This is a genomic window from Candidatus Moraniibacteriota bacterium (genome assembly GCA_028688415.1).
GTDB lineage: Bacteria > Patescibacteriota > Minisyncoccia > Moranbacterales > UBA1568 > UBA1568.
The window spans coordinates 414,104-437,017 of record JAQTYF010000001.1; the positions used below are offsets into that span (position 1 = coordinate 414,104).

A 22,914-nucleotide genomic window follows, 5' to 3' on the forward strand; every position below is an offset into this window, starting at 1 on the left:
TATTAGATTAAAGATAGATCGCCGCTGATGATCTGGGGATGCATTCCAAGAATCTCTTGTTTGTAGGACAGCTCAGACGATACTGGATTTAAAATGTAAATCTTTTTCTTGAGATAGAATGCAACACCTATTTCAATCAAAGTATTACCACCGACATAGCCGTTAATACCTCTTTTTTCCTGATTGACGACTAAAATTCCATCGCACCAGTCAATTTTTTCATAATGGTCATTAATCGCTCCTTCTTTCATATTCCAAATCTCGTGTCCTGCTGGGAATGCATCAATGCCCCCGTTCTGTTCAATGTATTGACCGAAATAAACCTTCTTGCCACCGCCAAATTCTTTTGGCACTTCGAGAGCAAGTTCTGGAATTTTGACTTCGTGACCTTGTTTTACCAGCTCATCTCTAGCTGATTCCATTTCTTTATAAAATCCAATGCTACCGCAAATTGTTATTTTCATAATCAAATAATTTTAAGTTCTTTTAACCATTCGTACCAAACTGGCTCAATCCCAGGCGATTTTTCCCAATCATCTTGGCTGATATCTCCACGAACGTATTTTTCAGTTTTACTCGCGAGTAATAATAAATCATCTTTTTTATAAAAAATCGCCCGCTTTGTTTCATCTTCACTTCTTTTTATTTCGCCCGTAGCTTCAATCTGATAGATTTTCCAATAGTGCCAGCTTCCGCCTTCACGCCTACAAGAATTTTCTTTTCGTCCTTCAATTAAAAGTTTTATATTTTGCGCCTCTAATCCGACCTCCTCCTTTAACTCTCTTTTGGCTGATTCCTCAAAAGAATTATCTCCGTCCATATGACCAGCTGGAGGCGCAAAACCAAATGGGGGTTTTTTCTTTCTATAAGCAATAAATTGCCGTCTCTCCAAACTAACATTCCTAAACTGGTATGATCACATTTCATAAGGAGACTTAATGATTTTGTGGACCTGGGCAGAATCGGACTGCCGCCTCTGCAATGCGAATGCAGCGTTGTACCACTTAACTACAGGCCCTTGATATTTCTTGGCTCAAACAGATGTAGTATAGAAAGATTCCGAAAGAAATGCAAGAAAAAATCCATAGTCTAAGCACTCCCAGATTGACAAAGCGCAACTTTAAATATATGATGCATCGTTGTAAAATTTGAAGGCTTTGTACAACAAACATCTCGTTCTTTAATAAGGGCTCACGTCGAGCCCGCTCAACCCAGGAGGCCATCATGGCAAAAATTGCTTATTTCATCGACGTGCCAAAAAAAGGAGAACGACGAGAGGAATTCCAGTGGTTTCTCACGAGAATGATGAGACAGCATCCGTTCGTGTTCTCGATATCCAAGGGCAGATCTCCCGAGACAACTCATTTTTTTGAAGAACATGGGATCGTGGTACAAGACTTCTGGACGGCTCGCGAGCGGGGAATATTCGAATTCCCCGGAGACCAGCGCTACTTCCTGAACGACATGGTTAAAAGTTTACCTGGTAAAGGATTACTCGAAGTGCTCTACCATCAAAAGATACTCTACCACGGGAATTTCTTTGGGAAACCGTACACCGGCGATCTGATACTGTTTCGACCGATAACTCGCGAGGAGGGCGACGAGCTTTCTACCGCGCTCACCATTGCCGGTCTCCAATCTCTTGGGTTTATAGTGCTCGAGGATGTGTGCGAAGTCACTCCCGACTCAATTACACCCCATGAAGTCATCAAGATTACTGGGCGGCCAGGACAAGCGGAGCACCAAGGAAGGAATGCGGAACAAATTACAGCAGAAGAAGAACAGATCAGAAATGAAGAGCGTATCCGGGCGGTGATGAGAAAACAGCAAGAACATGATGCAGCATTATTCAGCATCGCCAGAACGCGTTGGAATATCAGAGAAAACGCTCGTGTCGATGAAGCCTGGAACCGAGGCATCTACCTTTTCAAAAAGCCTTTTACTTCAAAATATCCCTAAACCGAAATTGGGGCGAATTCACCCAATCCGAAAGGGCTGTCACCCACCGACGAATGTCAGTGGGTGTTTTTCTTTTCTGTAGAGTCATCAAGCGCAGCCACTTCTTCAACGTGATTCTCAAGTACCGAGTCACCCTCACCAAAGAGGAATTTTGTTCGGAATTTTTTACCAGCGAGAAACACTGGTAGCCAGTGAATATCATCCGGCCACATTTCATCATAAGGAATAGCGTCGATGGTGAACCACTGCGGTCGCATTTCTTCGGTTTCGACAGGCTCTCCATCCCAACTATCAATCCGAAAAACGTGTACCTCTAGAATATCGCCTCTGCTCGTCACAAATTCAAATTCATGAATACCGACTTTTTCCATCTTGGTGATCATGATCCCACACTCTTCCCGCGTCTCACGCTTGGCAGCATCTTCGATAGATTCTCCATCATGCAATTTTCCACCAAACCCGTTCCATCGTCCCTCTCCGAATCCACGTTTCTTCATGCCAAGCAAAATCTTTTCTTCCTTCACGATGAAACAGAGTGTCATTATTTTCTTTGTCATAGTTATGATTCTTCGAGGATAATCCGCTTCTCGAAACCTCCGCGCTTCTCATATTTTTCCTTCTGTAGCAGAACGATTTCTTCATCACTCCATCCATTCAGTTTCAGTAGAGATGCAATCACCTCATATATATCAGCCATTTCTTCTTTGTTCTTATCGACGAGAAATTCATTCACCTCTTCGAGCAATTTTTCATTCAGCTTCTGTCGATATTCTTCGTCTGTAGCGGTGTGATACGTTGCTTTTTCTCCTTTTCCTTCAATAATCTCAATTATTTTATCGCGTACTAGTTTATTGTATTTCATAGTATTTTTGCTTTATTTAAGACTTTATTTTGAGAAAATTCTAAAAGGTTTTTTGGACTCTTTTCAAAATATCGACTTCTGTGATATACCCCCACACCAACTTCTAGTCGCATATACCATAAAAACTAAGTTGCAAAAAAGTTGGTGTGGGGGTATACTTTAGGTGCGAGGATGGAGGACATATTGGAAGGGACGTTTGGTATCACGTAGATACTACAACAATAAAAACAACGTTTTTTACCCACCCCACCCAATATCCCCTCCCCTCGCTCTCCCTTCCTCTTCATACATTGATGAGGATTTTTCTTTACCTCAATATTATACATTGTAATCCCGCTCCCTACACATCGTATCACTCCTTCGAAGTATACCTTCTCACTTCTTACGTGCGATTATCTGAAGCCATCGGGTCTTGCCAGCCAAGTGGACATCCGAGAGTTCAATATCCAAACCCAATTTCCTGAGAACATCCTCCAATTCCTGTTTCGAAAAATAACTGAAAAATCGTTCATACTCATACCCATAATCATTTTCTATTTCTACTTCCTCCTCTGATTGACCTTCCCGTGGTTCTTTGACAGAAAGAAAGAGGATACCATTTGGTTTAATTTTGGTAATGGTATTCCTGAGAATACCCGTGATTTCCTTTTTAGGAAAATGAAGGAGTACCGCCTGCATCACAACCCCATCGAATTCTTTTTCCATTGAAGCGATATCCCTGATATCAAGAACGTGAAACTCTGCTTCAGGAACCTCTCTTTTGGCGATTTCGATAAAATTCGGAGCAAAATCGATTCCAGTCACCCGAAATCCCCTCTCAGCAAGAAACTTTGATTTGACCCCGCCTGCGCATCCAGCATCCAGGACGACAGCTCCCACAGAAAGCAAAGCCGCGAATTTTTCCATGCCATTGATCCACCAATCATCGGTGAGGTGATCCTTGTGCCAATCTACGGCTATTGTATCGTATGTGTCTTTGAGATTCATAAATCTCTGTATTATTTTACTTCCAGTTCTTTGAAGCCAGTATTCTCATCAAAAACACGTTCGTACGATACATCGTCAAAGATTCCTATGACGATTTCTGCTGTATATTTTATTTCACAACCATCCTTGAGGTGACCTCCAATCACCTTTCCTTGCTTATCAGAAACAGAAATATGGATGTGACACCCCTCTTTTGATATCGTGCCCGTGCCAGAAACTATTTCAAATGGTTCATCCCATTCTTTTACAATCTGGTTATCTGGTTCTGATGCTGCCATTCTCAATATGGCATTCTCTAAGCCCCCGACAATCGACAGAAGTACACCAGCTTTTATTTCTTTCTCAACAGCGATTTTTTCAATCTCTTCTTTGAGATATTGTCCTGGTTTTAGTCTGAATGTAAGTTGCTTCATAATTTTTTATATCTATCTCAAGCCTTATCAGCCTGTACTCTGACATTTCTCACCTCTATTTTTTGTACCCGTTCTTCCAATGTATCCATATTATTTCCCATGGCACTTCTTGTATTTCTTTCCTGAACCACACGGACAAGGATCATTACGATTGGTAACGTTCTGATTGATGATTGGTTTTTGTATCACTTCCGATTCTTGTTGGTTATTATTTGTTATTTGTTTGCTGTTTTGAAATTGTTCAATACTTTCATTGGCTCCAGAAAATCGTATTTCACGAGGCGATACTTTCTGAGCCATATTCTCTCCCGAACCGATTTTGAGAATGGTCAAGAGATACGTCTTTCTCACGGTGTCCATCAGTCCGAGGAAGAGATCATACGCTTCACGTTTGTACTCGATAAGCGGATCACGCTGACCGTAGCCACGCAGTCCGATACCCTGACGGAGATAATCTATCTCATCGAGATGATTCATCCACAGCGTATCGAGCGAACGGAGATAGAGTGCTTTCTGTATACCATTCCATGTTTCTTTTCCGAGTGCTGATTCTTTCAGGCTATAGACTTTCTTGGCCTCACCCATGAGATATTCGAGGATGAGACTTTTCTTCTCGAGCTCATCTTTGGAACGATCATCTCGAATACTCTCGAGATGTTTCACTGTTTCTTTCTCATCGAGCGTCGGGAACATACCATTTGCTTCCACGGCAACTTCAGAGACATTCCATACCGCTTCCTCACTCGCTGTATGAAAACTGATGATATGATCGAGTTCTTCGGAGAGGAGATTGAGCGTCTCATCACGGAATGCTTCAAGTTCGAGTACATTTTTTCTTTTTCGATAAACCACTTCACGTTGTTTGTTCATCACATCATCATATTCGAGAACGTGTTTACGCATATCAAAGTTAAATCCTTCGATTTTTGATTGAGCACTTTCGATTGTTTTGGAGATCAGTCCATTCTGAATAGGCTCATCCTCAGGGAGTCCGAGCGTTGTCATCATACTTTTCATCTTCTCCCCACCAAATCGTCGCATAAGCTCATCTTCGAGTGACACATAGAATTGCGATGCGCCAGGATCACCCTGACGTCCTGCACGACCACGAAGCTGATTGTCGATACGACGCGCTTCGTGACGCTCAGTACCGATGATGAAGAGTCCTCCAACTTCTCGTACACCATCACCAAGCTTGATATCCGTACCACGACCAGCCATATTGGTAGCGATAGTGACAGAGCCCAGATGTCCGGCATTGGCGACGATAGAAGCTTCACGTTCATGATTCTTGGCATTGAGCACTTCGTGTGGCACACCTTCACGTGTCAGAAGAGCACTCAGATGTTCAGATTTTTCGATAGCGATAGTACCGATGAGTGCTGGCTGTCCAAGAGCATGGATTTCTTTCACCCGGTTGGCTATGGCACGATATTTTGCTTCTTCTGTTTTGTAGATGATATCAGGCAGATCCTTACGGATGAGTATTTTGTTCGTTGGAATTTCCACGACATCGAGCTTATACACCTTGGCAAACTCCTCTGCTGAAGTGAGGGCTGTACCCGTCATCCCTGATAATTTATTGTAGAGACGGAAATAGTTTTGAAATGTAATCGTAGCAAGCGTCCGAGATTCACGTTGCACCGGAACACCTTCTTTGGCCTCGATAGCCTGATGAAGCCCCTCACTATATCGACGTCCTGGCATGAGGCGTCCAGTAAAATCATCTACAATAATCACTTCTCCATCCTTCACGACATAATCTCGGTCAAGACTAAAAATAATTTGGGCTTTGAGCGATTGTTCGAGATGATGGACGTACTCAATATTTCCTGATGTATAGATATTCCCCATTCCAAGAAGCTTCTCCACATGATTCATTCCTTCATCAGTCAGTGTCACTACTTTCATTTTTTCATCCACGATATAGTCTTTTTCTTTACTCAGTTGTGGAACAATACGGGCAAAACGCTCATACATCTTGGTGGATTCACTGTCTGGAGCAGAAATAATAAGTGGCGTACGTGCTTCATCGATAAGAATCGAATCGACTTCATCAACGACCGCAAAGTTGAGTTCTCTTTGTGTCATCTCAGCACGATCCGCGACCATATTGTCACGCAGATAATCAAAACCAAATTCATTATTCGTACCATAAGTAATATCTGACACATAAGCTTCTCGACGCGTCACAGGAATAAGATTGGCCATCTCTACACTCACACTGTCTGTATCAGAAATATTTGATTCATAACGATAAGAAGTATTTTGTCCGACAATACAACCCGTCGTGAGACCGAGTGCTTCATAGACTTGTCCCATCCAATTACAGTCACGCTTGGCGAGATAATCATTGACGGTCACAACATGAACACCTTTGCCTGAAAGAGCATTCAAATAAATAGGAAGCGTCGAAGTGAGTGTTTTTCCTTCGCCCGTCTTCATCTCAGCGATTCTTCCATGATGGAGAGCAATACCTCCGAGCATCTGTACGTCATAATGACGCTCACCAATGACTCGTCCTGCCACTTCTCGAACAACCGCAAATGCTTCCGGGAGAATATCATCGAGTGTTTCTCCTTGGGTCAATCGTTCTCGAAATAACTGCGCCTTTCCTTTCAAATCCTCCTCTGAGAGAAGACGAAGAGGTTCATCGAAAACATTAATTTTTGCAATAAGCGGACGGAATTTGTTGACTTCTCGTTCGTTAGAACCGAACAATTTCTCTAAAAATGACATAGTTTATGGCTTTAAAAAAGGAAAATATACCACTCTATTCTAGCAGAAATACACGATGTCGTCAAAAGCATTTTTTGTGTTTTATTCACGAACGAGTCAGATAATAATCGAGGGTGTAGATCCAATTTTCATCATTTTCTCCCCCATTCTCTCTCGTCATAATCTTCTGGTTGAGCATCCAACTGATATAAGGAGCATCTTCCACTGCTATCTCGCTCACTTTTCTTCCGGTATATTTTCCGAAGGTAAACGTATTAAAAAGAATCGGTCGCGACGAAATCTCGATCATTGTTTCGAGTATTTTCTCTTCGTCCTCGATTGTTCCAGACATTTTCTGAAAGAAAAAATCGAACAGTTTTTGCAAGACACGGACATCTCCGAGAGCGCTATGAGCGAGAGCATCATCGACGTCGAGATCATAATAATACCGCAGATACTGAAGACTCTTTCTCGGCACTGTTTCCTCTGGATCAAGGTGATGTGCGAGTTTGAACGTATCAATGAAGCGTTCAATCACAAGACCTTCTCGCGTGAGCATCGATATATCGAATGGAGCGTTGTGAGCTACCACTATATTTCCTACCGAAAAAATATCATGAAGATCTGTATGCATTTGAGAAGACGCAAATGGTTCACAGTTTATCACTGTCTTGTTTGTAATATGTGTCACGACCATCGCATCGATAGTAATAGGAATTGGTGGCTTGAAAAGTGATTCATGTTCACTGCCATCAAAAGCATATGCTATTTGACAGAGCCTATCTTCCCTTCCGGTTCCAGTTGTTTCCGTATCGAGAAAAATGAGATTGTTTCTGTTCATAACTTGAGTAATATTACGGATGAGAAATATGGGTGTAAAGTAGATAAAGCACAGCGCTGTTTTCAAAAATAAGCATCGGAATACCGATCAGAAAATACCATTTACGTGTCTTGTGTCGGAATACGAACATCCCTGCATAGACCCCAATGCTCCCAAACATCGTGGCAAGAAAAAAGAGTATTCCTTCAGAAATTCGTTCCGCTCCTGTTTTTTTCGAACGTGATTTATCCCAAAACATACAAAGAAAAGCTCCGAGATTTATGAGAGAAAAAACAATAAGGATGGAAGGTAATGGTGAATACATTATTTTTATAATTCTTTTACTCTCTTTTTTTGTATCATATCAAGCTTCTCCAATCGAGAACATTTCTTGATACGATATTCTTCTTTAGATGCGAGGGATCGATCAGAAAATATGTGTGAAAAAATGAGTTTCACTGGCCTCCGACTCCTCGTATATTTTGCTCCCAGTGTCGAACTATTATGCTCATCAACTCTTCGAATAAGATCCGTTGTAATACCCGTGTAGAATGTATCGTCTGAACATTTCAGAATATAGAGATAATAACATATTTTTTTCATCCCATTTATCATCAATATTCTAAAAGTATAGCACGGTCTCGCTTGCTCTGAAAAATATTGTAATAAAGAAACGAGTCTCCCGTGCAAAAGAAGACTCGTTTCTGTTTGTATTTTTTGATCGTCTCTATCTAGAAACGAGCGGCAGCATCGACGACAAGCTTCTTCTTGATAGAACGTTTCCCACGTAATTTCAAATCATGAAGTTTATTTTTTTTCTTGACAATTTGTGCTTCGAGTTCATCAATGACGGTATCAGTCGAACCTTCGATACTTTCTGTCACTTCTTCTGCGCGATACATTTGATGAGGAGTCTTGACCATCACTTCGACACGAAACTTTCCTTTCTTGTCCTGACTCACTTCGATTTCAAACAATGTGACTGCATCAACGAATTTTTCTATTCTTCCGATGCGTTTGATAATATATTTCCTCATCTTTTCATTCACCTCTATGCCCTTGAACAAAAATCGCATATTCATATCTTTGTGTCTTAAAGGATTATACCTCTAGTATATCACACTCTCTAGAGACCATAAGCACTTGAAAGAGAGCTCAGAAAATACGGTATGACAAACATCAGTCCGATGAGGGGAAGAAAAAATGTTATAACAGTACCAATGAGTGTCCACAAAAAATATTTTCGCGTTTTTTCAACCGATATATAGATACGGTCTAATTTCTCATCTTGCATTCGCAATTTTTGATTGATTTCCTCGTCCATATTCGTACTCTTTAAAAAAATTAGAGACCAATAAATTGTACTTCTTCCTTGAGACGTACACCAAGTTCATCGCGTACCCGAGTTTTGATGAGACTCGCAAGCATCAGCACATCTTCTGCTGTTGCGCTTCCCGTATTGACGAGATAATTCGGATGTTGTTTGCTCACCATTGCGCCACCGATTTTCTTTCCACGAAGACCAGCATGATCGATGAGCCATCCAGCTGGCAATTTCCCATCTTTGGAAGGACTACCCGTATCTTTTTCAAATTCCTGTAACAGATGTGTATCTCTGATGAGAGGATTCATGAAAAATGATCCGGCACACTGAGCTTTCTGTGAGTGTTTTGCTTCACGTGAGGCGATAGTTTCGTTTGCAGTTTTCATCAGATGTTCCGCGTTGCCACATTCTAGACGAAGATCAGCAGAAATAATAATAAGACTCGGATTTTTTTTGAAGATACTGGTGCGATATCCGAAAGCACATTTCTCTCGTGGATATTCTTGAAGCATACCGCTCGTCATCGAATAAACTTTGACTGAGTGTACAACACTACCAATTTCGACACCAAATGCCCCCGCATTCCCACGAATAGCTCCACCAAGTGATCCAGGTATACCAGCAAGTTTCTCCATACCCGACAGACCAGCGCTACACGCCGTATGTACCACATCGAGAAGCGACACACCAGCACCACAGAGTATCTTTTCTCCAGAGATTTTTATCGTCTTATCAGTCATCTGAATGACCATCCCATCGAATCCTTTGTCTGAGAAAAGTATATTACTTCCTCCACTAAAGATACAGAGAGAAAGGCCATTATTCTCAGCATATTCAACTGCCGAAGCGAGTTCGAGTGCTCCATTCACTTTCGTGAAATAGTTTGCTTTTCCTCCGATATGGAATGTGGTGAACGGTGCAAGAGCGACATTTCTTTGTACGGTGAACATATATTTGAAAAAGATAGTAGATGAGTGATAAGAGATAATTGATGAAAGAGAAAATACAAACTACTTCGTTGGGAATTCTCTACTGATTTTGTAAACAAGTAGTGCTCGCTGATGTGCCTCTTGCCAAGCGAATAGATCTTGAAATTTTTTTATCCTCTCTTCCATATTTTTTCTATTTTTCTTTTTTGTCCATCTTTTTTATTCTCTCTCATCCTGCATCCTGCATCATGTATCACTTATCACCTACTCTCGCCAAATGATGAGAGATTTCCCAGACATTCCCAGCTCCTAGTGTTATGATAACATCTTGTCGTCCCATTGTCTCTTCCAAATGTTCGATCACTGCTTCTTGTGATGGAACATATGTCGCTTTCCCGGGAACAAACTGGTTGATACGTGATACGAGTTCAAGAGATGATACGCCTCCTTGTTCTTCTCGTGCACTTCCATAAATATCGAGAATGTATACTTCATCAGCTGAATCAAAACTCTGCGAAAACTCTGCAAGGAGCGCTTTGGTACGAGTGAATGTATGTGGATGAAAAACAACTCTCAATCGGCGTTTTGGGTAGAGTTCGCGAAAAGCTCGGAGTGTCACGATGATTTCCTCCGGATGATGAGCATAGTCATCGTAGAGAAGTGTTCCATACCGTTCACCGATATATTCGAAACGTCGTTCCGTTCCTGAAAATTTCTCGAATGCTCTGCGAATTCGCTCGATGTCTTGTTTGAGATACGAGCAAAGTGCCAATACCGCGACTGCATTCTCAGTATTATGAGCACCAGCAAGCTGAAGAGAAAATTGGCCCAGTGATTGATTTTTTGTCGTAACGGTAAACGTTTGTTTCGGCATATTCTTCTCAAAGACAAATCCCATCTGTGCTGGTGTAAATTGATCGATATGAAAATCTGCTCCTGGGAGGAATCCGTAAGAAATTTTCTGACAGGTAGCAACCTCTGCAACATTCACTACTGATGACAAATCATTGCAATATACAAGAACGCCATGCTTTGGAATACGAGCCACAAAGTCCTTAAATACCTGTTCGTATTGTTCCTTCGTTGCAAAAAAATCAGGATGATCAAAATCGACACTCGTCAGAATGACACAGAATGGCGTATATTCTGCAAGCTTGTTTTGATATTCATCTGCTTCAAGTACAAGAAATTCTCCACTCCCCGCAAGTGCATTGCCTTCCCAATTCAAAATTCGACTTCCGACAATAGCCGAAGGGTCGGATCCAGTCATCTTGAGCGTTTCTGCAAGGAGAGCACTTGTTGTTGTTTTTCCGTGTGTTCCACATACTGCGAGTGTCATTTTCTCTCGAGTCAGCATTCCGAGTGCTTGCGGATAACTGAGCACCGGAACACCCAGAGTGAAAGCAAAAGCCAGTTCAGAATTCTTTTCTTTTGAATATGCGGTGGAATAAATAACAGCTTCGACATTCGATGGAATATTCTTGGCATCGAATTGCTCTGCATACTGTATCTGCCATTTCTGTAACAATGCATCAGTAAAAAATACTTCTGATGTATCTGATCCCGTCACGATTATTCCTTGCTTCGTGAGCAATTCGGCCAAAGCTGTCATACCGGCACCTTTGATGCCGATCATATGTATCTTTCTGAAATGAGAGAGTCGTTCTGTCATAACCAGTGTTGAGGATTTCTCCTTCATTTATTCATTGCGATTTCATAGATACCAGACACGATAGTTTCTGTAGCGTCAGCGTGATAAAACGGTGCTAATTTTTTTCCCATAGATTCGCGAAGTTCTGGTGAGGATAAAAGTTTCTCTATATTTTCCAACAAGATATTCTCTCCGATATTGTCCTCTTCCAACACAAGCGCTCCACCGAGGGCCGCAACATCATACGCATTCATCCTTTGTTCATCATTTGCGGCTCCCAAAAGAGGAATAAGAATTGATGCTTTCTCTGTAGCAGCCAATTCAGAAATAGAACCAGCTCCCGATCGAGAAAGAACAAGTGTTGCTCCCTTGAGAGCATCTGCCAATTCCAATACCGAAAGAAAAGCTCTCGGCACATATCCCGATACACCAATTTTGATACCATATGCTTCGACAGAAGCAACAATACTCTCGTAATTTTTTGTTCCAGTCTGATGAATGACTTGGATATTCTTCTCAAGAAGTTTTGGTAAGATACGAAGCAATGCAATATTGATCGCTTGAGCTCCTTGACTCCCTCCAAAAATAAGTATTGTCGGTTTCTCAAGCGAGAGTGAAAATGTCGATACAAATCGATTGGCATCACCTAAAAGAATTTCTTCTCGAATAGGATTGCCTGTGAGCACTGTTTTATGTGCCGGGAAAAAATCATGAGCACTCGGATATGCGATAGCGATACGTGTCGCAAACGTAGACAAGAATCGATTGGCGCGACCAGCAACGGCATCGGAATCATGAAGCAAAATCGGTATTCTATAGACCCACGCAGCGAGCACTACTGGTACAGAAGCTGCACCTCCTTTGGAAAAAACTGCGTCCGGCATAAAAATCCATAGATGCCACAATGCCTGCACAAATCCGACAGGTATTTTGAAAGGATCAATCAAGTTCTGCAAAGAAAAATACCGACGATATTTTCCTGTCCAGACAGATTTCATCGGAATCCCCTCCTGCTTCATAGCATCATTTTCAAAACTCCCTTCCGAACCGATAAAGAGAAGTTCTACACCGTTTCCCAAGTCAGATGGGAATTTATTACGGAGAGCACGAGCGACGGCAATCAAAGGAAATGTATGGCCTCCAGAAAGCCCTCCTGTCAAAACGATGCGTGGAATATCGTTCATAAAAAAGATAATTGAAACAAATAATCGATGTGTGATATAAGAAAAAATATGCTTTGCTTTTCTTGTTTTCTGCCTGCTTCGACTAAGATTTTCTATCACAAGATGGGTCACTTCTCCCACATCATCTTGTACTTAGTGTAGAATGTTTGGATATATTAAGCAAGATTCCTATTGATGCAAGAAGTACCACAAGTGATGTTCCCCCATAGCTGATAAATGGAAGAGAAATACCCGTCAGAGGTATGAGTCCGCTAATCGCTGACATGTTGATGAAAGCCTGCAACACAACCCAAGAAACGATACCGACAGCGAGCAGCTTTCCAAACTCATCTGGTGCAGAAAGGGCAATACGTATCCCTCTCCAAGCGATAAAAAGAAAGAGAGAGATCACTATCGTTGTTCCGAGAAAACCAAATTCTTCTCCAAGCACAGCAAAAATAGAGTCTGTTACTGGTTCAGGAAGGTAGTTGAATTTCTGACGACTCTGACCCAACCCTGCCCCAAAAAATCCACCGGACCCAAGGGCAAGAAGTGCCTGCATCATTTGATAGCCGGCTCCTTGCGAATCATATTCTGGATTGAGAAAAACCAAGAAGCGCTCCATCCGATAAGGGGCAATACGAATGAGAACAAAAAGAGAGAACAGACCGAGTAAGAAAAGGGAAACAATATGTTTCATATTCGCTCCTGATGCAAAAAAAATCGAAAGGGCGATAAGAAAGATAAGTCCGAGTGTTCCCGTATCTGGTTGTTTGATAATAAGGAATCCGACAAGGGAAAGAATAGCAAGAAAAGGTACGAAACCTTCAAAAAGATCTGCCGTCTTTTTTTGTGTCCTTTGTGAGAGCCAAGCCGCGAGATAGAGAATGATAGAAAGTTTCATCACTTCTGAAGGCTGAAAAGATATGGGTCCGATCTCCACCCAACGCGTTGCTCCATACACCGAGGTACCAAATCCTGGAATAAAAACCAATATAAGCAGTCCGAGTGCCACAACAAATATAGGAACAACAAATCGTCTCCACACTCGATAATCGATACGCGAGAAAATATACAAAAGAATAAGTCCGATACCCAGTCCGAATAATTGCTCTTTAAAAAAATAGTAGGCATCCCCAAAACGCGTCCTGCCATAGAGCACACCTGCACTCGCGATCATGAGCAGTCCAATACCGAGAAGAATGAGGACAGCAATTAAGAGTGATCGATCGAGAGACTTCATATCGTTTGTGTATTTTTTTTCTCACTCATCTTGTGTGATTGTTCTGCTCTCCATTTTTCTATTGCTCCATGATTCCCTGAAAGAAGTACCTCCGGCACCCTGTGTTCACGAAAAATTTCTGGCTTCGTATACTGAGGATATTCTACGACACCCTCTATCGAATGAGATTCTGTTTTTGAACTTTCTTCATTACCCAGTACTCCAGGTAAGAGTCGAGAAACAGCATCCACGACTACCATAGCAGGTATTTCTCCCCCGGTCAGCACATAGTTCCCAATAGAGAATTCTTCATCAATAAAATTTTCCACCACTCGTTCATCCACTCCCTCATATCGTCCACAAATCAGAATGAGTCGATTATACCCTGTAAGACGTTTGGCATCAGCTTGTGTAAAGGTTTTCCCCTTGGCAGAAAAAAGTATTGTCCTTGTTTTCTGTTGACTGTTATCTGTTTGTTGTTGATTGACAATGGTCTCAATAGCTTCTGCGATCGGTTCTACCTTCAGAAGCATCCCCGCTCCACCACCATACGGTGTATCATCAACTGTCTTATGCTTATCATGAGTATAGTCACGTATATTATGCGTATGGATAGTGATGAGACCATCTTCCTGCGCCCGTTTCAAAATAGACACACCAAAATACGATGTGAAGCTTTCGGGAAAAAGTGAGAGAATATCGAAATGCATTTTACTAAAAAACACAAGTTATAATAAAAGAGGGTTGTTCCTGAAAATTATTTTTTCTTGCTCCTATTTCTCTGTCGGTAACTTTTGCGATGAAAGTGTCGTTAGAAACGGAGCGTGACCCGGCCTCGCTCTCGCTCGTCGAGGCGGGCGGATGCCTGCCTGTCGGCAGACAGGGTCTCGACAGGACAGTGACGTTTATCGACAACTGAGTCGGAAAAGTTCGACGGAGAAAGAAGGGAGAGAAAAGATAATTTTCAGAAACAACAAACACTTTTACTTTATTGTACCACAAAAAGTCTTGTTTGAAAGCAAAAATGCCCGAATCGGGCATTTTTACAACGGTGCACATGCAGGAACAACGTTTTCTCTATTCACTTTCACTCAACACTTGATCTTGGTTGAGTATCATATTTTTCTCTTCTTTCGATCCATCTTTCTTGATCACCGTTACAGATATTGGCACATCGCTCAGTCCTGATTGTTTTTGTATTTTGAGATCATACCATTCACGATTGAAATCTGATGGCAGTGTATACTCGAACGTTACTGTCTTCTCTGAAAGGATCGGGATATGCACGATGACACCCACATATTTTTTGTTGAAGTCTTCTCCATACACCGGTGCTTTCGATGCCCCCTGTACTGTCTTTATATAACTCCCCTGTGGAATGTACACACGGAGGAATGTTTGATAATCCTTCGCAAACCAATCTTTTATTTTTGCCGTGTTTTTATAGGTGACAGCAAGTGATGCCTGAGGTATTTCAGAGGAAAGATCGATTGTGTATGCATACGAACGCTTCATATAATAATCACTCTTAAAAGAGTTCAAATTCGCATCCACCAAAAGAAGATAATCATTCCTCCACTTCTCATCTACTTTCCCGTCCCATCCAGAGAAAGCAATTTCTTCTTGTAACAATTCATCCTTAAATGCAAGTTGGATATCTTTGCTTCGAAGGTCATCAAGTATCACTTGAAACAATTCGTATTTCTTTGAAAATGAGAGCTCTTTCACTTGTTTGAGAATTTCAAAACCGAGAATACTCATCACCGACTTACGATCACCGAAAGCAATATCCTGTCTCAAATACCCTTGTTCCACTTGATATTCGAGGTCCAAGACTGCATTGTCAGCACCATACGTCCCTGGAAACCCCTCGAGTGTTACTGGTCCAGTCACGCGGAGGAATGACGAGAGAACATTGGTCGTAATAGCAACCACTCCGTCAAATTGTTCTTGTCCTTGTCCCATCTGATAAAACAATTCTGCTTGTTTCGCATTGAGAGGAAAATCTGGAGAATAGTTTGAGTCACGGAATTTCCAAGAATTGATTCCGAGAGTTTCTTTCATCGGATACGGAGGAAGTACTGTACTCGGGATACGCCCATCGAAATTACCGGTATCATGAATAGCGAGATCAGTTACTGTACCGTCTTTTATCTTCAGTATGCCAAATGAACCGATGAACCCACCTCCTGGTCGAAGTTCGAGATTATTCTGAAAAAGAATAAGGAAAACTTTTTCTTGTCCTTGGGTAGAGAGGACGGCATCAGCGAGCGAGATGACGGTCTCGAGATCAGCTCTTGTTTCTTGTGAAATTGGTACAAGTCCGAGCATGCGTTTGAGACTACCGAATCCCTGATTCTTCACTTCCCAAAAAATAAACCAGCCTGTCAAAGAAATGACCGACACGATAACGAATGATACCCAGAATTGAGTCGAATATTTTTTCATAGTTATTTCTCTATATGAGCGAGTAACGCATTCAAACGACGACGATATTCTTCTTGTGTTGGTTCGCTTGGTTCTGTTGGTTCAAGGGAAATGGTCGGGGCTATTCGTTCTTCTTGCGTTTGTTTCTCATGATTTGTATCGGACTTTAGAGTTTCAAATGGCACTGCCTCAGACGGCACTGTCATTTCTGTATGAACAACATCTTCTTCTGATACTGTTTCAAAGGTAAATGGCAAAGCATCTTCATCGGCAACTGGAAGATTTCTCTCATCGAGAGATCCCCCTTCGGCTTGAAGGCTTTTTTCTTGCCACTCTTCGTCTTTTGATTTCTCTTGAACGAGGTTTTCTGAAAGTTCCTGTTTCCATTGTTGTTCTTCAAACGAAAGTGTATGCGGTTTTTCTGGAATGAATTTTTTCGGATCAATAAAAACATCCATAGTGTCCGTATCAAACTCTGGATACGCACGTCTTGCAAGATATTCATTTTCAGATGAAGTTTCGAGCGAAGGAATTGTTTCTCGTCCTTTCGTCCTCATCCCCATCCATTCAGGAAGGATTCGCAGAAGAAAAAAGAAGCATGTGGTCAAGGATATACTGGTCAGAAGACTAATACCGATGAATGACCATGGTGTATCCATAGAATACGAAACAATCGGTCCATCGACGACACGCATGTCAACACCTGTTTTCACATCATAGTAGAGACCGGCGACAGAAAACAGTGTTTGTGCTGTTTGCGAAGCGAGACGTTTTGATTTTTCTGGCGTATCACCCTGCGCACGAATAATGAGCATTCCACCTCCATCTTGCAAAGTAAGAGAAACGAGCTGTTGCCATTTCTCCTTACGTGCATCTGGTGCATACCCGACGAAATCATCATCGATCAAATCATTATCGGCAAGGAGACGATTATAGAAAGAAAGTGTCTGCGAAAGTCCTCGCATCGTTTGAGCTATCTCTGATGGTTGCTCCACTGTAGACTGAGCAATGACTACAATGGTCACTTCCGCATTGTAACTACGAAAGAAATCCAACCAAAAAAGACCCGAAGCAAACGTCACAAAAAAAAGTGTGACGGCAAAAGCTCTCCAAAATGATGAGTGGTGCCATTTATTTGGTACGGTATGAGGCATAGTGTTCTTTCGCATTATGATATCCGTGCAGAGCATCCTCATACACTTCGAGTGTTTTACGCGCTATCGCTTCCCAACTATAATTGTCCAAAATACGCTCTTTGGCTATCTTGCCTAGAGCTCTGACTTCATCAGGTCGGTTGATGAAATACGCCAATTCTTTTTTCAAACTCTCCACATCTTTATTCGGAAACAAAACACCCGTATTGGCTACTGCCTCACGATTCGCAGGGATATCACTGACGATTGGCATGAGTCCGTGTCCCATTGCTTCGAGGAGTGCGATAGACAGTCCTTCATCTTCAGATGGCTGCACAAAAAGATACGCATGTGAAAACAACTCATCGAGCGCTTTGCCTGTCTGTTCTCCAGTAAAGATAACATTACGACGATTATGCGCTATTACCTTGAGAAACGTCTCGTATTCTTCCGTATGTGCAGGTGCACCAACAATCACAAGCTTGAAATTATTTGGGAGTTTATTTGTATCTTCCAATTCATTGAACGCTTTGATGAGATAGTGAATACCTTTGTGCGCTATCAATCGACTGACTGACAATATATATCGGTTCGGACGAATATTCCATTTGTTCAACATTTCCGTCTCTGATTCATATGACACATCTGCACCATTTGGCACACAAACGAACGTACGCTTATACGTTGCTTCGACATATTTCTGCAGTGTTTCACTGATGACAATCGTTTTATCAGGAATCGTACAAATCATTTTTTCTGAAAAATGCAAAAAGGCTCGCGCAAATACATTCCATTTTTGATGAAAATAATCACGACTATGAAACGTCGCTATCACTGACATATCAGGACGAAGAAGTTTCGGGATAAAAGAAAGAATACTCGGCCCGATAGAATGATAGTGCACGACATCATAATTCTGAAACAAGGCATGCACAGTCGCAATAAATGTGTGCGTAATCGCATCGAGATGTTTCGTCTTGATGCTCGGAAGCGAGATGAGTTTCACTCCTTTGTACATCTTCAGTGTTTTATCGGTATAGGACGGTCTGGTATAGACCACGACTTCGTGACCAAGGAGTGCCAGTTGCACCACTAATTTCTCGACGTGTTTTTCAACACCGCCCGAGAGACTTGGTATTCCTTTTTGACCGATAAAAGCTATTCTCATACTCAAATTTTTTGATCTACCAAAAATTGTTCCTAAAAACCACGGACGATTGGGGAAAAAGAACCGAGAATATTCCCTTCAATATGATCCACATTCACTCCTGTTCCGTATTGCAGTCCTCCAAAAGTATTGACACCAGCTGGTGTACGGGCGATGCGAGCGATACCATAGTGACCATTGTTGAAAAGAGTCGCTTTCTTGAAACCGATAGTACCAGCTGCTCCATAAGCATTTACCTCTACTCCTTCACGGCCATTGTTTCGGATGTTATTTTTCTTACTCCAGATTTCAGATTCATCCAATACGAGTTTCAGACCACTGCCTTTGTTTCCGCTGAAACTATTTTTCTCGAGCCAAGCTTCGGTTCCCATCGCAAAGTCAACACCGTCACTTTTATTCGAAGTAACGTAACTATTCGTAAGCACGATGAAGCGTTTCTCTGCGAAAATACCCGCACGATCGTTTTGAGTGATTTCCACGGTATCAAGAAGGACACGATGTTGCTTGTCAGTTTTTGCAGAATCGATATGGATACCATCACGATTACTGTTTTTGACAACGACGTTATAGAGATGAGCTTTCGCGTCCGTCACGATACGTACACCGTGTCGTCCACCTTTGACAGTCACATAACTCAATTTAGATTGATCTTTCATGGTCACGGCCGGACGATCTTCATTCTTCGCTTTGATCACGACTTTTTCTCGCTTATTGCTGTCGCCGACAACTTTCACGTCTTTCGGAATGGTGATATTTTCTTTGTACTCACCATTTTTGACTCGTACTTCTGTGCCTTTTTTCACATGATCAAGTGCCTGAGAGATACTGTGATACGGATGAGTGGCTGTACCTTCTTCAGAGCCACTCGCATCTTTATCAACAAAAACTATTTTTGAACCACCAAAAACAACCACTGGAATGATGACGATGAGCGCGAGTATCAAACCAATAAAAACCTCTTTCGAAAGCCAAAAATTGCGATTGAACATAGAAATAGAGTGATAGTTCTTAAACATAACATATTAGCAAATTTTGACCATTTTGTCAAGGGTAGATTTTTCAGCTATACTAGAAAGCATTCGGCTTTATATAAAACAAAAAACTATGCAATTTGAAACACTTTTTTCTCCAAAATCTATCGCAGTCATCGGAGCATCCACACAGGTTGGCACGGTCGGCTACACCCTCACCGAAAACCTTCTCCAAAACGGATACACTGGGAAGGTCTATCCGGTCAATCCAAAAACGGATACACTCTTCAATCTCCCTTGTTATGCAAACATTTCTCTTATTCCCTACGACATCGAACTCGCTATCATTATTGTTCCAGCACATATCGTCCCTGTCGTTCTTCGCGAAGTCGCTGCCAAAGGCATAGCCTCCGCGATCATCATCTCTGCCGGGTTCAAAGAAACAGGTGAAGCCGGAGAGAAGCTCGAAATGGAAATAACAACTATTGCACGAGAAAATAATATCGCTCTTCTCGGACCGAATTGTCTCGGATTTCTCCGCCCTTCTCTCGGGCTCAATGCTTCTTTTGCAAAAATTCTTCCGAGTGATGGACACATCGCTTTCTTCTCTCAGAGCGGTGCTCTTTGTACAGCCCTCCTCGATCTCACCACGACGTCACTTGGCTTCTCACATTTTGTGAGCATCGGTAACAAAGCTATCATCGATGAGAACACCCTTCTTCAATTTTTCTCTGCCGATAAAAATGTTTCTGTCATCAGTTGTTATACCGAAGGCGTCACTGATGCCAACAAAATGATAGAAACGGGTCGTGCTATACTCGCGAGATCCGATGCCAAACCAATCATCGCTCTTAAATCAGGAACGACCACTGCCGGCACGCAGGCATCAAGCTCTCATACGGGTGCTCTCGCCGGGAGCGATGCAGCTTACATCGCACTCTTCAAACAATCTCGCATCATCCGTGCGGAGAGTCTCGAAAATCTGATCGATCTCCTCACAGTTTTTTCTCACAACACCCTTCCAGAAGACAACCGCGTCGCTATTATTACGAATGCTGGAGGACTCGGTGTTCTCGCTACGGATGCTGCCATCGAGAGCGGTCTCCGTATTGCGCCCCTCAGTAATGTGACCAAGTCACGGCTACGTGATGTCCTCCCTCCGTCTGCCAGCGTGAACAATCCAGTTGATGTACTCGGTGATGCACTCGCAGAACGTTATGAACACGCACTCGAAGTAGTAGTCAGAGATGAATCCGTCGATATGATACTTGTCATCGTCACCCCACAGACCATGACGGAAGATGTGAAGACTGCCGAAGCACTCATTGCTATAAAAAAGCACTACAACAAACCAATTGTTGCTGTGTTTGCTGGTCAAGAATCATTCCGTGCTGGGAGCGACCTCCTGAAATCTCATGGTGTGGCCGTCCTCACCTATCCAGAATCCGGTATGCGAGCACTCGGATCACTCGCTCAGGTTACCAAGTGGCGTAAACAGCTCATTGTTCCAGAGATAACTCTCAGTAATATCGACAAGGAAAAGGCTCGAAAAATACTCGATGATGTACAAAAAAATGGTCGCGCGACGCCGACTGAAAAAGAAACGAGCGAAATCCTCAGTGCTTATGGATTCCCCTTCTTTGCTACCTATGAAGTACAAACGAGAGAAGAGGCTATTTCTGCAGGACAGAAAATCGGCAAAAAAGTCGCTCTCAAAATCGTCTCGCCAGACATCATTCACAAATCCGATGCGGGCGGAGTAATACTTGGTATCGATTCAAGCGACGTCGGAGAGGCCTACGATCGGCTGATGGTCACGGTCAAGAAAAATGTTCCTGACGCACATATCACTGGTGCACTCGTCGTCGAAATGGCAGAATCGGGTGGTAAAGAACTCCTCCTCGGACTCAAGAAAGAACCCGGACTCGGTACCCTCCTTGTTTTCGGTCTCGGTGGTATCTATGTCGAAACACTCAAAGATGTCACGATGCGTTTTGTTCCAACCAATGAAACTGATATCGATGAAATGATCCGAGAAATAAAAAGTTTTGCCATTCTCTCCGGAGTACGAGGTGAATCGGGTATCGATATGTCCTATCTGAGAGAAGTCTTGATGCGTCTGACACAGTTTGCAATAGATTTCCCGGAAGTCGCTGAGCTCGATATCAACCCTCTCCTTTCCTTTCCTCAAAAAGAAAATTTCCGTGTTCTCGATGCGCGTATCCGTCTCGAAAAAACGCTCTGATATTTCCTCGAGAAAATGAAAAAGGCAGGGAAGAAAGATTTCTTCTCTGCCTTTTATATCTCGTACTCCATCACATATGACGGAGCATCGGCATTCCGATCAGCGCCAGCACCAAAAGCACGGCAATCACGATGCCCACAGTGAATTTGTCTTCAGGCTTCAGATTCATCACGCCTCCCGTTTCTTGGAGAAGGTACTGATGAAATTGAGCACGTCTGGAATCGTTTTCACGACTCCTCGCGATTCTCTCACCCTCGGATTCTTCTCCGAGGGTGAGAGCCAGCACCAGATGTCGAAACCTAGGGGAAGCACTTTCACGGTACACTTCCCCGGGTTGTACGGCGACCCTTCGAAAGAAATCACCGGACGCCAGTCGTTTGCCATCACACTCTGCTCGAGCGTGCGGTACCGATCGGCATACTGCGCCGAGGTGAGAAGCTCAACCGCCACGAGCTTCTCTGCCTTTATCGAGACAGGGAAGAACGTGACGGCCACTCCATCTTCGATCCCCTGCGCCCACACCGGTCCGATAAAAAAAGAAAGAAAAAAAAGAAAATATTTGATCATTTCTGACCTCCATTTTTTGTTGAAGAACGCGAGAAAAAAAACAAAAATGCCAATGCTCGACCCATACTTTTCACTCCTTTTGTTGTTAAAAAACCATCCTAAACACGAATTACTATTATAGCACTTTTTACCCATCTTGTAAAGGGCACTCACTTCAATCCAATTCTGAAACACAACATCTAAATATAGGAAATGTTTCTATCCAATACCCAAAAGAATTTTTTGTTGGTTGCTCCACTTGTTTGAGACGGCTTTCTTTGATCGAAAAATTTCCTATGGATGCCGTAGAGTGAGGGAATATTTTTCGCAAGCAAAGAAAGTCGGTGAGGCTGGAGCAGAGACAAAAAATTACTTT

General features: G+C 42.4%; 24 protein-coding genes and 1 tRNA gene. 2 read left to right on the plus strand and 23 right to left on the minus strand.

Going from position 1 to position 22,914, the window contains the following annotated elements:
• Nucleotides 1–2: 2 nt before the first annotated feature.
• The 3 genes from PHH40_01960 to PHH40_01970 form a co-directional block, all read right to left on the minus strand.
• On the minus strand, nucleotides 3–464 hold the full coding sequence (locus tag PHH40_01960) for a hypothetical protein (protein ID MDD2766514.1): 462 nt from the start codon (nucleotides 462–464) through the stop codon (nucleotides 3–5).
• Between the two features lie 2 nt (nucleotides 465–466).
• Nucleotides 467–892: an NUDIX domain-containing protein gene (locus PHH40_01965; protein ID MDD2766515.1), complete on the minus strand. Its 426-nt coding sequence runs from the start codon at nucleotides 890–892 to the stop codon at nucleotides 467–469.
• 55 nt (nucleotides 893–947) lie between these two features.
• Nucleotides 948–1,018: transfer RNA gene (locus PHH40_01970), tRNA-Ala, on the minus strand.
• 206 nt (nucleotides 1,019–1,224) lie between these two features.
• On the opposite strand from PHH40_01970, the gene PHH40_01975 reads away from it, so the two are divergent.
• Nucleotides 1,225–1,959: a hypothetical protein gene (locus PHH40_01975; GenBank protein MDD2766516.1), complete on the plus strand. Its 735-nt coding sequence runs from the start codon at nucleotides 1,225–1,227 to the stop codon at nucleotides 1,957–1,959.
• 56 nt (nucleotides 1,960–2,015) lie between these two features.
• On the opposite strand, the gene PHH40_01980 is transcribed toward PHH40_01975, so the two are convergent.
• The 19 genes from PHH40_01980 to PHH40_02070 form a co-directional block, all read right to left on the minus strand.
• The gene (locus tag PHH40_01980; GenBank protein ID MDD2766517.1) at nucleotides 2,016–2,516 is read right to left on the minus strand and encodes an 8-oxo-dGTP diphosphatase; all 501 of its coding nucleotides are present in this window, start codon (nucleotides 2,514–2,516) and stop codon (nucleotides 2,016–2,018) included.
• A gap of 2 nt (nucleotides 2,517–2,518) precedes the next feature.
• Entirely contained in the window at nucleotides 2,519–2,821 is a 303-nt protein-coding gene (locus PHH40_01985) for a nucleoside triphosphate pyrophosphohydrolase (GenBank protein ID MDD2766518.1), read from the minus strand.
• A gap of 375 nt (nucleotides 2,822–3,196) precedes the next feature.
• On the minus strand, nucleotides 3,197–3,808 hold the full coding sequence (locus PHH40_01990) for a class I SAM-dependent methyltransferase (protein ID MDD2766519.1): 612 nt from the start codon (nucleotides 3,806–3,808) through the stop codon (nucleotides 3,197–3,199).
• Nucleotides 3,809–3,819: 11 nt separating this feature from the next.
• Entirely contained in the window at nucleotides 3,820–4,221 is a 402-nt protein-coding gene (locus tag PHH40_01995) for a DNA-binding protein (protein ID MDD2766520.1), read from the minus strand.
• A 90-nt stretch (nucleotides 4,222–4,311) separates the two neighbouring features.
• Nucleotides 4,312–6,960: a preprotein translocase subunit SecA gene (gene secA, locus PHH40_02000; GenBank protein ID MDD2766521.1), complete on the minus strand. Its 2,649-nt coding sequence runs from the start codon at nucleotides 6,958–6,960 to the stop codon at nucleotides 4,312–4,314.
• A gap of 85 nt (nucleotides 6,961–7,045) precedes the next feature.
• A complete protein-coding gene (locus PHH40_02005) occupies nucleotides 7,046–7,780 on the minus strand; it encodes a 3'-5' exonuclease (GenBank protein MDD2766522.1) in 735 nt (244 codons plus the stop codon).
• 13 nt (nucleotides 7,781–7,793) lie between these two features.
• On the minus strand, nucleotides 7,794–8,084 hold the full coding sequence (locus tag PHH40_02010) for a DUF1294 domain-containing protein (GenBank protein ID MDD2766523.1): 291 nt from the start codon (nucleotides 8,082–8,084) through the stop codon (nucleotides 7,794–7,796).
• A 5-nt stretch (nucleotides 8,085–8,089) separates the two neighbouring features.
• Entirely contained in the window at nucleotides 8,090–8,362 is a 273-nt protein-coding gene (locus tag PHH40_02015; GenBank protein MDD2766524.1) for a GIY-YIG nuclease family protein, read from the minus strand.
• Between the two features lie 128 nt (nucleotides 8,363–8,490).
• A complete protein-coding gene (gene raiA, locus PHH40_02020) occupies nucleotides 8,491–8,841 on the minus strand; it encodes a ribosome-associated translation inhibitor RaiA (protein MDD2766525.1) in 351 nt (116 codons plus the stop codon).
• Between the two features lie 44 nt (nucleotides 8,842–8,885).
• A complete protein-coding gene (locus PHH40_02025; protein ID MDD2766526.1) occupies nucleotides 8,886–9,083 on the minus strand; it encodes a hypothetical protein in 198 nt (65 codons plus the stop codon).
• Between the two features lie 20 nt (nucleotides 9,084–9,103).
• The gene (gene murB, locus PHH40_02030; protein ID MDD2766527.1) at nucleotides 9,104–10,033 is read right to left on the minus strand and encodes a UDP-N-acetylmuramate dehydrogenase; all 930 of its coding nucleotides are present in this window, start codon (nucleotides 10,031–10,033) and stop codon (nucleotides 9,104–9,106) included.
• A 232-nt stretch (nucleotides 10,034–10,265) separates the two neighbouring features.
• Complete coding sequence (gene murC / locus PHH40_02035) at nucleotides 10,266–11,684, minus strand: UDP-N-acetylmuramate--L-alanine ligase (protein ID MDD2766528.1); 1,419 nt, start codon at nucleotides 11,682–11,684, stop codon at nucleotides 10,266–10,268.
• Between the two features lie 23 nt (nucleotides 11,685–11,707).
• Nucleotides 11,708–12,847 (minus strand): UDP-N-acetylglucosamine--N-acetylmuramyl-(pentapeptide) pyrophosphoryl-undecaprenol N-acetylglucosamine transferase, encoded by a 1,140-nt coding sequence (locus tag PHH40_02040; GenBank protein MDD2766529.1) that lies wholly within the window; start codon nucleotides 12,845–12,847, stop codon nucleotides 11,708–11,710.
• Between the two features lie 121 nt (nucleotides 12,848–12,968).
• Complete coding sequence (gene ftsW, locus PHH40_02045) at nucleotides 12,969–14,069, minus strand: putative lipid II flippase FtsW (GenBank protein ID MDD2766530.1); 1,101 nt, start codon at nucleotides 14,067–14,069, stop codon at nucleotides 12,969–12,971.
• Nucleotides 14,066–14,758, minus strand: coding sequence for a tRNA (guanosine(37)-N1)-methyltransferase TrmD (trmD, locus tag PHH40_02050; protein ID MDD2766531.1), 693 nt, complete (start codon nucleotides 14,756–14,758; stop codon nucleotides 14,066–14,068). The genes ftsW and trmD overlap by 4 nt, the downstream gene beginning before the upstream one ends.
• Nucleotides 14,759–15,125: 367 nt before the next feature.
• Nucleotides 15,126–16,496: a DUF4012 domain-containing protein gene (locus PHH40_02055; protein MDD2766532.1), complete on the minus strand. Its 1,371-nt coding sequence runs from the start codon at nucleotides 16,494–16,496 to the stop codon at nucleotides 15,126–15,128.
• A gap of 2 nt (nucleotides 16,497–16,498) precedes the next feature.
• Nucleotides 16,499–17,629 (minus strand): hypothetical protein, encoded by a 1,131-nt coding sequence (locus PHH40_02060; protein MDD2766533.1) that lies wholly within the window; start codon nucleotides 17,627–17,629, stop codon nucleotides 16,499–16,501.
• Nucleotides 17,607–18,776, minus strand: coding sequence for a glycosyltransferase family 4 protein (locus PHH40_02065; protein MDD2766534.1), 1,170 nt, complete (start codon nucleotides 18,774–18,776; stop codon nucleotides 17,607–17,609). Before PHH40_02065 ends, PHH40_02060 begins: the two co-directional genes overlap by 23 nt.
• Before the next feature lie 32 nt (nucleotides 18,777–18,808).
• Nucleotides 18,809–19,765, minus strand: coding sequence for a right-handed parallel beta-helix repeat-containing protein (locus PHH40_02070; GenBank protein MDD2766535.1), 957 nt, complete (start codon nucleotides 19,763–19,765; stop codon nucleotides 18,809–18,811).
• Between the two features lie 115 nt (nucleotides 19,766–19,880).
• Between PHH40_02070 and PHH40_02075 the strand changes: the two genes are divergently transcribed.
• Nucleotides 19,881–21,992, plus strand: a complete 2,112-nt coding sequence (locus PHH40_02075; protein MDD2766536.1) for an acetate--CoA ligase family protein — start codon at nucleotides 19,881–19,883, stop codon at nucleotides 21,990–21,992.
• Nucleotides 21,993–22,160: 168 nt separating this feature from the next.
• Here the strand turns inward: PHH40_02075 and PHH40_02080 are convergent, their stop codons facing one another.
• The gene (locus PHH40_02080; protein MDD2766537.1) at nucleotides 22,161–22,559 is read right to left on the minus strand and encodes a hypothetical protein; all 399 of its coding nucleotides are present in this window, start codon (nucleotides 22,557–22,559) and stop codon (nucleotides 22,161–22,163) included.
• Between the last annotated feature and the right edge of the window lie 355 nt (nucleotides 22,560–22,914).